Here is a 13,293-nt window from a genome sequence, read left to right on the forward strand (position 1 = left end):
GTGCGCGGGGCAGCGCGGCGGCGGCGCGGCGGGTGCAGGGCGACGGCGTCGATCACTCGTAACGGATGTCCGCGTCGTAGCTGCTGCCGCCGACCTTGCCGTCCTTGCCGAGGCTGATCAGCTCGAACGGCTGGCCCTCGCCGGGCACGCGGTACTCCAGCGCGTGGCCCCACGGATCATTGAGGTCGGCCGGCTTGGCGTACGGGCCAAGCCAGCCGCCGCTGCCGCCGGGCTGGGTGACCAGGTCGTCGAGCTTGGCCGGCAGCTTGCCGGTGTCCAGCTGGTAGTTCTCGATCTTGCCGGCCACGGTCTGCACCTGGGCCTTGGCGATGTTGGCCTTGCCGCGATCGGCACCGCCGAGCACCCGGCTGCCGACCAGGGTGAGCACCGCGCCGATCAGCACGATGACGATGATGATTTCCAGCAGGCTCATACCCGACTGGTTGCGCGGCGAGGAGAAGCGGATCAGGCGGCGTTGCATGCAGTGGGCTCCTTGGATCGGGTCTGTTGGAAGGTGGCCGGCGGCGGTCAGCCGATGGCGTTGGTGAGGTCGTACAGCGGCACCAGCACGGCGACGATCACCAGCCCGACCACGGAGGCCAGCACCAGGGTGATCACCGGTACCAGGGCCGACAGCAGGCGGTCGATGGCGCGTGCGCTTTCCTGTTCGAAGGTATCGGCGGTCTTGAGCAGCATGGTGTCCAGCGCGCCGGACTCCTCGCCGACCTGGATCATCTGCAGCGCCAGGCGTGGAAAACGCTTGCCGCGCGCCAGCGAGGCGGACAGGCCGTTGCCGTTCTTGACCTCGTCGCTGGCCGCGTCCACGTCGGCCGCCAGCGCGCGGTTGCCCAGCACGTTGCGGGCGATGCCCAGCCCGGACAGCAGCGGCACGCCATTGCGCAGCAGCGTGCCGAGCGTGCGTGCCAGCCGCGCGGTTTCCAGCTTGGCCACCAGCGCGCCGATGCCGCGGCGCTGCAGCAGCCAGCCATCCAGCGCCAGGCGGAACGCGGGCTGCCGCAGTTTGCGCTCGATCACCAGCGCCACCAGCGCCGGCACCACGATCACCGCGATCCAGCCTTCGCGCACCACCGTGCCGGCCGCCAGCACCCACTGGGTGAACCACGGCAACGCCACATCCAGGCTTTCGTACATGGTGGCGAACTGCGGCACCACATAACCGAGCAGGAACAGCAGCGCGCCGCCGACCACCGCCAGCAGGATCGCCGGATAGATCAGCGCGTTGATCACGCGGCCTTTCAGCTCGGCGCTGCGTTCGAGGTAGTCGGACAGGCGCTGCAGGGTGTCGTGCAGGCTGCCGCCGGCTTCACCGGCGCGCACCATGTTGATGTACAGCCGCGAGAACAGGCCGTGCTGGCGTTCCAGCGCGGTGGACAGCGCCGCACCGCCGCGCACGATGTCGCGGATCTCGGTGATCACCCGGCGGCTGCGCTCGTCCTCGGGCAGCTCCAGCAGGATGGTCAGCGCACGGTCCAGCGGCTGGCCCGCGCCGAGCAGCGTGGCCAGCTGCTGGGTGAACTGCACCAGCGCGGCGCCGTCGAACGGCTTGCGCCGCAGCAGCGTGGCCCACGACGACGCGCTGGCCACGCCGTCGCTGGCCAGCCGTGCTTCCATCGGCACGTGGCCCTGGTCCTGCAGCCGCGCGGCCACCTCGGCTTCGCTGGCGGCCTCCATCTGCCCGTCGAACAGCTCGCCGTGGGCGTTGAGCGCCTTGTAACGGTACTGGGGCATGCTCAGCCGCCGCTCCGCTGCCGGCACGCGCACCGCATCAGGATTCCTCCGTCACGCGCAGTACTTCCTCGAGGGTGGTGTGACCCTGCAGCGCCTTGGACAGGCCATCTTCGTACATGGTGCGCATGCCGGCAGCGCGCGCGATCTGCTCGATCTCGCCCATGCCGGCACGCCGCATCACCGCCCGCCGCAGCTCGTCGTTCATCACCAGGAACTCCATGATCGTGGTGCGCCCCAGGTAACCGGTGGGCGCTGCCGCCGACGGCTGCGCGCGGTACAGGAAGATCTCGCCCTGCGGCTGCAGGCGGCGCAGGCCGAATTTCTCGATCTCTTCCGGCGAGGCCGGATAGCGCAGCGCATGCGACGGCTCCAGGCGGCGCACCAGGCGCTGGGCAAGGATGCCGTTGATGGTGGACGTCAGCAGGTAATCCTCCACGCCCATGTCGAGCAGGCGGGTGATGCCACCGGCGGCGTTGTTGGTATGCAGCGTGGACAGCACGAGGTGGCCGGTCAGCGCGGACTGGATGGCGATGCGCGCCGTTTCCAGATCGCGCATTTCGCCGATCATGATGATGTCCGGGTCCTGGCGCACGATGCTGCGCAGGGCGTTGGCGAAGTCCAGCCCGATCTGCGGCTTGGCCTGGATCTGGTTGATGCCCTCGATCTGGTATTCCACCGGATCTTCGACGGTGATGATCTTGACGTCGGCGGTGTTGAGCTGGCTCAGCGCGGTGTACAGCGTGGTGGTCTTGCCCGAGCCGGTCGGGCCGGTGACCAGCAGGATGCCGTGCGGCTGTTCCAGCACCCGGCGAAACTGCGGCAGGAAGGCATCGGTGAAGCCCAGGCGATGGAAGTCGAACACCACCGTGTCGCGGTCGAGCAGGCGCATCACCACGCTCTCGCCGTGCGCGGTGGGCACCGTGCTCACGCGCAGGTCCAGCTCCTTGCCCTGCACGCGCAGCATGATGCGGCCGTCCTGCGGCAGGCGGCGTTCGGCGATGTTCAACCGGGCCATGATCTTGACGCGGCTGATCACCGCCGCGGTCAGGTTGGCCGGCGGGCTTTCGCCATCGATCAGCACGCCGTCGACGCGGTAGCGCACCTTCAGGCGGTTTTCGAACGGTTCGATGTGGATGTCCGAGGCGCGCAGTTCCACCGCGCGTTGGATCACCAGGTTCACCAGGCGGATCACCGGCGCTTCGGAGGCCAGGTCGCGAAGGTGTTCGATGTCGTCCACCGCGGCGCCTTCGCCGTCAGCGGTTTCGATGATCGCGCCCATCGCGCTGCGGCCCTGGCCGAACCAGCGTTCGATCAGGTCGTCGATCTCCGAGCGCAGCCCCACGTGCAGGCGCACCGGGACCCCGGTGGCCAGCTGCACCGCCTCGGCGGCGTACGGGTCCTGCGGGTCCGAGACCCACAGGTCGAGCACACCGTCCTGCAGCGCCAGTGGGCAGACATGGAATTGTTTGAGGAAACGCAGCGACAGCGGCAGCGTTTCGAGCAGGGCTTCGGGCGGGCTTTCCGGAATCGCCTTGGCATCCAGCAACGGCAGCCCCAGCACCTCGCTGCTGGTCTGGGCATGGTCGCGCTCGGACACCAGGCCCAGCCGCACCAGCAGCTGCAGCAGGCTGCCGCCGGACTCACGGTGCAACGGACGCGCGCGCGCCAGGTCGCCTTCCTTCAGGCGCCCCTTCTGCAGCAATACGTCGACTAGTAGTGTTTCCGCTGCGGATTCGGCAGTGGGATCGTGGGCAACCGCGTTCACGAAGCTCTCCTGGCAACCCCTGCGACTTTAGCAGTTCGTCGCGATCCTACGCGGGATTCCCCGGTGCGGAATGCAAAAGCGGGAGCCCGTCACAAGACGGACTCCCGCAGCAGGGCGATACGCTTACTGGTTGGCGACGATGCTCACGCCGCTGAACGCGGACTCGCCGACCAGCTTGATGTAGTACGTGCCCGCCACCGGCGCGGTGAAGCGCACGGTTTCACTGTTGCCCGGACGGGCCGACTTGGCGTCGTAGGCGGTCGCGGTCGGTTCCTTGCCCTGGCTGACGTACACCGAGACGTTGCCGCTGCCACCGTAGGTCAGCACGCTCAGCACCTTGCCGGCCTGGGCCTCGAAGCTGTAGAGCACTTCGCTGCCACCGGCGCCGCTCAGGCCGCCCACCGCCACCTTGTTGGTCAGCGGGGTCGCGGTCGGGCCGCAGTCCTCGGTGCACGGTTCTTCCAGTGCCTTGTCCAGCGCGGCCTTGGCATCGAGGATGCCGGTGCCGATCGGGGTGCCGGCCGGAATGCTGACCGGGAACGGACGGGCCGTCTCCTTCAGCAGGGTCTCCATCTGCGCCGGGGTCAGCGGGTCGCGGCTGTTGGCGATCAGGGCGCTCTGCACCAGCGCGGCCACGGCGGCCACGTGCGGCGAGGACATCGAGGTGCCGCCCTTGCCACCGTAGGTGGAGGTGCCCAGCTCCGGCGAGGTGGTGCTGCTGGACACGGCCTGCCAGACGAAGCCGCCCGGGTTGCCGTCGACGCTGCCGCCGCCACCCGGTGCGGACAGATCCACCGCCGGCCCGTAGTTGGAGTAGTAGGTGATGCCGCCGGTGATGCGCGTGGCGCCCACGGCCACCACGTTGTTGCAGTTGGCCGGGCGTGCGTTGGCCACCGGGCCGCCGTCGTTGCCTGCCGCCACGATCACCACCGTGCCGCGCTGCACCGCACCGTTGATCGCGGCCTGGTAGACCGGATCGCAGGCGCCGCCGCCGCCCAGGCTCATGTTGATGATTTCAGCCGGGTTGGGGTTGGCCGGAATGCCGGCGACCGTGCCACCGGATGCCCAGGTGATCGCATCGGCGATATCCGACAGGCTGCCACCGCACTTGCCGAGCACACGGACCGGCAGCACCTTGGACTTGTAGGCGATGCCGGCCATGCCGATGCCGTTGTTGGTCGCTTCGGCCACGGTACCGGCCACGTGCGTGCCGTGCCAGGAGCTGTCATCGGCCAGCGAGCCCTGGTAGCACTCGTTGTCGTTTTCCACCCAGTCGCCGTAGTCCAGCGCACCGGGCACACGGTCATTGGTGGGGCGACGCGAGCGCGCCGCGTTGCTGATGAAGTCGTAGCCTTCCAGCAGGTTGCCGGTGAAGTCCACATGGTTGGGCACGATGCCGGTGTCGATCACCGCCACCACCACGCCCTCGCCCTGGGATACGTCCCAGGCCGCCGGTGCGTTGATGCCGCCCACGGCGTTGTGGAAATGCCACTGGTACTGCTGGTAGTACTGGTCGTTGGGCACCAGCTGCGGGGTGGCGTCGGCCTTGGCGCGCAGGTCGGCGCGCTGCATCAGCACGTCGGCCACGGCGTACTGCACCGAGGGATCGGCCGACAGTTCGGCCAGTACCTTCTGCAGTTCGGCGCCGCCGAGCCGGCTCTGCAGGCGGATCAGGTCAGCGCCCACGCCGAGCGTGCGCACCACCTGCGGGCTGAGCGCGTTGGCGCGCACGGTGCCACCGTTGAGGCTCGCCCGCGACAGCGCCGAATGCACCACCTGCAGCTTGGCCGACCGGTCGGACGCGGCAGCGGTGCCGCTGCGGTACTTGACGATGATGCCGTCGCTGACCTGCTGCGCGACCGTGGCCGCGCGCACCGGCTCTTCGGCGCGAAGGGTGCCGGCAAACGCGGCACCGGTGCCGACCGACATCGACAGCAGCGCGGCTGCCAGTACGTTGATGCGAAGGTTCTGCTTACTGATCACGTTGAAGTCCTCTTCAAGGTCATGGATCAAACGACTGTTCAGGCCAATACTCCATGCGACAACCGCTGGCCGGCCCTGGCCAGGGTTCCCGTGACCCGCCCCCTCAGGCCTTGCATTGCGTGGGGCGGCGCCCTGCCGGCGCCGCCCCGTTTACCCGCTTACCAGCCGAAGCCGGCACCCACGCCGACCGAGCTGTCATCGCTGCTGAACGCACCGCCCAGGGTGACCGTGGCGCGCTCGCTGATGGCACGCTGGTAGCCCAGCGACAACGCCGATTCGCCGCCCTGGAAACCGATGCCGACACCGACGCGGTTCTGCGTGCGTACGCCGGCGGCACTGGTGGCCATGTTGAGCATCGCCGCGCTCATCGCGCCCTGGCGGTCGATGCGGCGATCCTGGTGACGCAGGCGCTGGTCGATCTCGCCCTTGTAGATGTCAAAGCTGTCGGCCATCGTGGTGAAACGCTGGTCGGTGTAGCTGTTGGCGGTGGCGATGCCACCGTCCAGCTGGCCCTTGTTGACCGCGTCGGTGGCCTGGGTACCGGCCGCGACATGGGTGACCTGGCGTTCATTGCCGGTAGCACCGACCGAGACCGTGTCGGCGCGGTCGGCGACCGAGCCCTGGCCCAGCGCCACCGAGTTGGCCGCGGTCGCCGAGGCGCCCTGGCCGATCGCGGTGGACGAGGCACCGCTGGCAACCGCGCCCTCGCCCATCGCCACCGCGTTCACGGCAGACGGTGCGGCGGCGGACGGTGCCACGTAGGCCTGGCTGCCGCCCACGCTGGCGGCGGTCGGCGTGCCCTGCACGTCGGCCAGCGCCGCATCGCTGGACAGCGGCGCGGCGGTGTCCACGTTGGCCGCCAGACTGGCGCTGGCCACCGTGGCACCGGCACCGCGTGCACGTGCGGTACTGCCACCGCCGGCAGCGCGCTGGTCGAGCTCGGTGACCTTGCGGTCGAGCGCGCCCAGTGCATCGCCCACGTTGGCGTAGCTGGCACCTTGGATCACGTAGTTGGGCGCCACGAACACGCCCTGCATGCCCACGCTGGCACCGCCGCCGAGGAAGGTGGCGACGTCGGTCAACGACTGGAACAGCTGGCCGCCGTTGATCGCCTGGCGGCTGCCGGACGCGATCGAGCCGTTGCCCACGTTCTCCAGGGTGGTGCCCTGCAGGCCGGACAGGGTCAGCGTGTCGCGGCTGCTGTCGTCATAGGTCAGCGCGTTGGCCGCCACGTTCTCCACCGAGCCGATGCGGCTGTCGATGTCGCCCACGCGGGTTTCCACGGCACCCACACGCTGGTTGGTGGTGTTGAGCTGGCCACCGGTGACGGCATCGGTGCTGCCCTCGGCAATGCGCCCGGCGCCGACGTTGACGATCCGGCGCGTGGCCGGGCCGTCGGTACCATTGCCGCCGCCCACCGAGACCACGTTGGCTTCCACTGCGCGCGAACCGGCACCCAGCGCGACCGCATTGGCGCCGGACACGCCCGCCGCGGAGCCGATGGCGATGCTGTTGGCGCCGTTGCTGGCGAAGGCACCGTTGCCGATGGCCACGCCGTTGGTTGCGTTGGTGGAGGCCTGGCGGCCGATCACCGTGCTGTTGGTGCCCCGTGCGGATGCATCGGCGCCGATCGCGGTGGCCCCGGTGGCCGACGCCACCGCAGCGGTACCCAGCGCACTGCTGCGGGTCGCGCTGGCGGTCGCGCCGGAACCGGCGGCAAGTGCGTCGGTGCCGCTTGCCGTGGCAACGCCGCTGCCGCTGGCCTGGAAGTGCTTGCCCACCGCATCGGCGGTGGCGGCCACGCTGTCCAGCTGCGACTTGTTGACCGCATCGGTGGCATTCACGCCGGCGCCCACGTTGGTGATGCGGCGGGTGGCCGGACCGGTGGTGCCGTTGCCGCCGCCGACCGAGACCACGTTGGCCTCGCTGGTGCGTGCACCGGCGCCCAGCGCGACGCTGCCTGCGCCACTGGCCGAGGCGCTCTTGCCCAGCGCGGTGGCATTGATGCCGCTGTAGGCGTAGCTGTCCTGGCCGAGCGCGGTGGAACCGGCCGAGGTCGCCCACGCCAGCTGGCCCACTGCCGTGCTCTGCGCAGCGGTGGCCCAGGCGTTGGAACCGGCGGCCAGGCTGTTGGCGCCGCTGGCCTGCGAGGCGTAACCAATCGCGTTGGCATAGCTGCCCGCCGCGGTGCTGCCCCAGCCCAGCGCGGAGGCGTAGTCGCCGCTGGCCTCGGCACCGTAGCCGAGCGCGGTGGTCCGCACCCCGGTGGCGGCGCTGAAGGCACCCACGGCGGTGCTGTAGTCGCTGCCCGCTTCGGCGCTGAAGCCGAACGCGGCCGACTGCAGCCCGGCCGAGGTGGCGGCCGCACCGGTGGCGGTGCTGAACACCCCCTCGGCCTGCGCACCGGCACCCAGTGCGGTCGCGCCGATACCGCTGGCGCTGGTGGCCTGGTCGAGCACCACGTTGCCGTTGTCGTCCTCGTAGTACAGCGCGCCGCCGATGGCGGTGGCCGAATCGGCCGTGGCCGACGCGTTGAAGCCCGAGGCCGACGCGTTGCGGCCGGACGCCAGCGCGCCGCTGCCATACGCCGATGCGCCGGTGCCGAAGGCGTTGGCCGCCTCACCGGCCGCCGTGGCGTAGGCACCGTCGACATAGCTGCCGACATCATCGCCGTTGCCGCTGCCGGAGGCCTTGAAGTACCGGTTGGTTTCCTCGGCCACATCGGCCACGGCATTCAACTGGTCCAGATTGACCGCGTCGGTGCCTTCGGTACCGGCTGCCACGTTGGTGATCTGACGCTGCGAGGTTGCCGTGCCAACCGAGACGGAGTTGTCGCGGTCGGCCGTCGAGCCGGCGCCCAGGGCGACGCTGTTGACGCCGCTGGCCACGGCGCTTTCGCCCAGTGCGGTGGCACTGGCCGCATCGGCCCATGCATTCCAGCCGATCGCGGTGGCGTAGTCGTCGGTAGCCCACGCGCCGGCACCGAAGGCCGCCGCGCCCGTTCCCGACGCACGTGCCGGCAGCAGACCGTAGAAGGTCGAGCCGCCGATCGCCACGCTTTCATCGCCGGTGGCCTCGCTCGATTCGCCGAGCGCGACCGAGCTGGCACCGGACGCAGTGGCCGAGGTGCCGACCGCCGTGGCCAGGTTGCTGGAGGCGATGGCGCCGTAGCCCAGCGCTGCGGACAGACGACCGCTCGCCTCGCTGTAGCTGCCGTAGGCAGTGGCGCCGGCATCGCTGGCGCTGCTGCGGAAGCCGTTCGCGGTAGCCTGCTGGCCGCTGGCCACCGACTCGGTGCCGGTGGCGGTGCTGTAGGCACCGGACGCCTGCGCCGCATTGCCGATCGCGCTGGCGCCGAGCTCGCTGGCGGTGGCGCCGGTACCGACCGCCACGCTGTTCTCGCCGGTGGCTTGGGCGTTGCTGCCGATGGCCGACGCGCCTTCACCGGTGGCCAGGGCATCGACACCAATGGCGGTGGCGTTGTCGGCCAGTGCATTGGCTCCGCTGCCGAGCGCGGTGGTGCCGTCGCCGATGGCATTGGCCGCTTCACCGGCCGCGAGCGCGTTGTCACCGTCGACCAGGGCACCGGCATCGCTGTCGTCGCTGCCGCTGGCCTGGAAGTACTTGCTGGTGGTTTCGGCCACCGCTGCCACGTCCTTCAGCTGCGCCACGTTGACCGCATCGGTGTCCTGCGTACCGGCGGCCACGTTGGTGATCTGGCGCTGCGCGTCGGCGCTGCCGACCGACACCGTATCGTCGCGGTCGGCGATCGAATCGGCGCCAAGGGCGACGCTGTTGGCGCCGCTGGAGGTGGCGGCATTGCCCAGTGCCGTGCTGTTCACGCCCGGCGACCAGGCCCCACCACCGACGGCGGTGGAATAGTTGCCCGACGCTTCGGTGGGCAACAGCCCGAACAGGGCGCCACCGACGGCCACGCTGTTGGTGCCGCTGGCCAGGCTGCCCTGGCCGGTCGCGGTGCTGTAGGCGCCGGAGGCTTCGGCATCGCCACCCACGGCCACGCTGTTGGAGCCGGTGGCCTGGGCGAAGCTGCCGAGCGCGGTGGCATTGAAGGCCGACGCGACGGCATAGCCACCGATCGCAGTGGCGTAGTTGGCCGTGGCTTCGGAGGCGAAGCCGTAGCCGGCCGCGAGCGTCCCGCTGACCACGCTTTCAGCGCCAACCGCGGTGGCACCCTCGCCACTGGCGGTGCTGAAGTAGCCCAGCGCCACCGACTCTTCACCGGCGGCTTCAGACAGCGCGCCGCCGGCCAGGCTGCCGGCACCGGAGGCGATGCTGGCCGCACCGGTGGCGGTGCTCTGCTCGCCGGACGCTTCGCTTTCGGCACCGCTGGCGGTGGCGTACTCGCCGGTGGCCTGTGCGTTGGCACCCACCGCAACGGCGTTGGCCGCAGTGGCCAGCGCGTTGAAACCAACCGCGCTGGCATTGTTGGCCAGTGCGAAGGCACCACTGCCCAGCGCGGATGCGCCGTCAGCGCCGGCATAGCTGCTGGAGCCCACGGCCGTGGCGTAATCGCCATCGGTCGCGGCATTGGCACCGGCTGCCACGCTCTCTTCGCCACCGGCCACGGCCACGCCATCACCGCTGGCCTGGAACTGCTCCGTTGCGGCGTTCAACTGATCCAGGTTGACCGCATCGGTACCTTCGGTACCGGCTGCAACCTGGGTGATCTGGCGCTGGCGTGCATCGCTGCCCACCGACACCGTGTAGGCACGATCGGCCACCGACCCGGCACCGAGCGCGACCGCATTGCTGGCGCTGGCTGCGCTGCCGGCACCGATGCCGATCGCGCTCTCGCCGCCGGCCACCACGTTGGTGCCGATGGCGATGCTGTTGATGCTGTTGCCCAGCGCCTGGAAGCCGACCGCGACGCTGTTGTCGCCATAGCCGAACGCACCACGTCCGAGCGCGGTGGCGCTGGTGCCGCGTGCCCAGCTGTTGTAACCGATGGAGGTGGAACCGGTACCGCTGGCCCACGCCGACTGGCCCACGGCCGTGGCATTGGCCTCGGTCGCCCACGCACTGGCACCGAAGGCGGTTGCACCGTCTGCCGTGGCCCACGCATAGGCGCCGGTCGCAGTGGATTCCTCGCCGCTGGCGAAGGCGTTGTCGCCCTGCGCGACGCTGTAATCACCGGTCGCACGGGCCTTGTAGCCGCCCGCCAGGCTGTTGTCGCCGGTGGCCTGCGCGCCGCTGCCGAAGGCATTGCTCAGTGCACCGGTGGCCTGTGCACCGGCACCGACCGCAACCGCGTCGGCCACGGCGGTGGTGCCGACCAGAACGGCGTTGCCGTCGGCATCGACCAGCGGCTGGTTGTATTCATCGTAGGCCTGGCCGAGGCCGCCGATGGCGACGCTGCCGTTGCCGTTGGCAGCCACGTTGCGGCCGACCGCCACCGTGTCATCGCCGATCGCGCTGGCGCCGTTGCCCAGCGCGGCGGCACCGGCACCGAGCGCGTTGCTCGCTTCGCCGGCGGCCAGCGCGCCATCGCCGTCGGCGAAGGCACCGACGTCACTGCCGTCGGAGGGGTTGGCCTTGAAGCGGTTGGCGGTGACATTGGCGACCTGCGCCACGCCATCGAGCTGCGCCTTGTTGACTGCGTCGGTGGCCTCGGTACCGGCGGCCACATGGGTGATCTGCCGCTCATTGCCGACATCGCCCACCGAGACGGTGTTGTCGCGGGTGGCGGTGGAGTTCGCGCCGAGCGCCACGCTGTTGGCGCCACGCGCGGTGCTGTAGAAGCCCACGGCGGTGCTCAGGTCGCCACTGGCCCAGCTTTCCGCGCCCAGCGCCGAGGCGCCCTCGCCCGGTGCATAGGCGAAGTAGCCGACCGCGGTCGCTTCGGTGCCCGATGCTTCGCTCAGGGTGCCGTTGGCGACCGCGTAGTCGCCGCTGGCGATGGCGCCAGCGCCGACGGCCGTGGCGGCTTCGCCGCTGGCCTGGGTCTGCACGAAGAAGCCCAGCCCCGGCAGCAGGTCGGCCGGGCCGCCGATGGCGGTGCTGCTGGCACCAGTAGCCACGCTCTGCGTGCCGACCGCCGTGGAATAGTCGCCGGTCGCATTGGCGACCGCGCCGAACGCCGACGACTGCGCGCCGCCCGCGTAGGCACCGACACCGTAGGACGAGGCCGCGAACCCGGACGCCTCGGCGCTGGCACCGACAGCGGTGCCACCGACGCCGGCGCTGGTGGCGCCGGTATCCACCGGCACGCCGCCATTGGTGATCAGCGGATTGCCGTCGGCATCCACCGCAGCGCCACCGACGGCCACGCTGCCCGGGCCGTTGGCCTGTGCGTTGTTGCCGAAGGCCGCGCTGTTCTGGCCGCTGGCCACGGCGTTGTAGCCGACGGCCGTGGCGTTCTGCGCCACGGCCGTGGCGCCGCTGCCCAGTGCGGTGGCGCCGTTGCCGAACGCATTGGACGCTTCGCCGATTGCCGTGGCGTTGTCACCGTCGACGTAGGCACCGGCATCGCTGTCGGCGCTGCCACTGGCCTGGAAGTACTTGTCGGTGGTGGCGGCCACCGCGCCCACTTCATCCAGCTGGGCCTTGTTCACCGCATCGGTGGCTTCGGTGCCTTCGGCAAGATTGGTGATCTGTCGGCGCAGGCCGTTGTCGGCGTTGCCGACCGACACCGTATCCACGCGATCGGCGTAGGAGCCGGCGCCGAGCGCCACGCTGCCGACGGCAACGGCGGCCGAGTTGGCGCCGAGGGTGGCGCTGAAATCGCCGACGGCCACGCTGAACGCGCCGACCGCCACGGAGGCTTCGCCACCGCTGCCTGCGCCACGGCCGAGCGAGGTGCTGCCCAGACCGATGGCGAGCGCACCGCCACCGACGGCGGTCGCGCCATCGGCGCTGGCTTCGGCCAGGCCGCCGATGGCGGTGGCCGCGCCGTTTTCGCTGGCCGCGACGGCCGACGCGCCGAGCGCGACGTCGCCGAGGCCGAGAGCAACCGCACTCTGCCCCACCGCGGTGCTTGCATCGCCGAAGGCCAGTGCGTTCTGACCGAAGGCGCTGGCGCCCAGGCCGCCGGCGATCGCGTCGCTGCCCACCGCCGTGGTCGCATTGGCCAATGCCCGGGTGCCGTGGCCCAGCGCGGTCGCGCCGTCGCCATCGGCCGTGGCACCGGCACCGGCCGCCAGCGCGCCTTCGCCATCGATACGGGCCGCATCGGTGTCGTTGCCGTCACCGTCGGCCTTGAAGTAGCGGGTCGCGCCTTCGGCGGCAACCGCGACCTTGTCCAGCTGCGCCTTGTTCACTGCGTCGGTGGCGGCGGTGCCGGCAGCGACGTTGGTGACCTGGCGTTCCTTGCCGGCATCGCCGACCGATACCGTGTTGGCACGGTTGGCGCGCGAGCCGGCGCCCAGCGCCACGCTGTTGGCGGCCGACGCGGTGCTGCTGCTGCCGATGGCCACCGCGTTGGTGCCGGTGGCGCTGGCGCTGCCATCAACCACGCAGCTGTCGAGGATCTTGCTGTTGAGCACCACGCAGTTCGCGTTGCCGCCCACTTCAACCGACTGCGCGCGCGCCGTTGGCGTGGCGACAGCCGCGCCCAGACCGAGCGTCAAGGCGATGGCGGCCGACAGCAACGTGGCGTTGCGGCCGCCGGTGGACCGGCGCTGATCGATGACTCCCCCCGGGGACTGGCTGCTGGCCAATTCCGAGGCGACGACCATCTGCCCCAGTGCTTTGTTCCAGACCTTGCGATAAATCCGATTCATCGATACGGCTCCTGATTAGGCTGGTTTTAGGCAAAGCGACGCCAACGCCGGGCCGCG

The 13,293-nt window shown here is 70.5% G+C and carries 5 protein-coding genes; all 5 read right to left on the reverse strand.

From position 1 onward, the window contains the following. Positions 1-52: 52 nt before the first annotated feature. A complete protein-coding gene (gspG, locus tag ACO6VK_RS02065) occupies positions 53-481 on the reverse strand; it encodes a type II secretion system major pseudopilin GspG (RefSeq protein WP_422505223.1) in 429 nt (142 codons plus the stop codon). A gap of 47 nt (positions 482-528) precedes the next feature. Continuing rightward, positions 529-1,749, reverse strand: a complete 1,221-nt coding sequence (gene xpsF, locus ACO6VK_RS02070) for a type II secretion system protein XpsF (protein ID WP_422505224.1) — start codon at positions 1,747-1,749, stop codon at positions 529-531. Positions 1,750-1,786: 37 nt separating this feature from the next. Beyond that, positions 1,787-3,514, reverse strand: a complete 1,728-nt coding sequence (gene gspE / locus ACO6VK_RS02075) for a type II secretion system ATPase GspE (protein ID WP_422505225.1) — start codon at positions 3,512-3,514, stop codon at positions 1,787-1,789. A gap of 123 nt (positions 3,515-3,637) precedes the next feature. Beyond that, entirely contained in the window at positions 3,638-5,497 is a 1,860-nt protein-coding gene (locus ACO6VK_RS02080; protein ID WP_422505226.1) for a S8 family peptidase, read from the reverse strand. Positions 5,498-5,655: 158 nt separating this feature from the next. Next, entirely contained in the window at positions 5,656-13,236 is a 7,581-nt protein-coding gene (locus tag ACO6VK_RS02085) for an ESPR-type extended signal peptide-containing protein (RefSeq protein ID WP_422505227.1), read from the reverse strand. Between the last annotated feature and the right edge of the window lie 57 nt (positions 13,237-13,293).

This window comes from Stenotrophomonas sp. GZD-301 (assembly GCF_049310345.1).
Taxonomy (GTDB): Bacteria; Pseudomonadota; Gammaproteobacteria; order Xanthomonadales; family Xanthomonadaceae; genus Stenotrophomonas.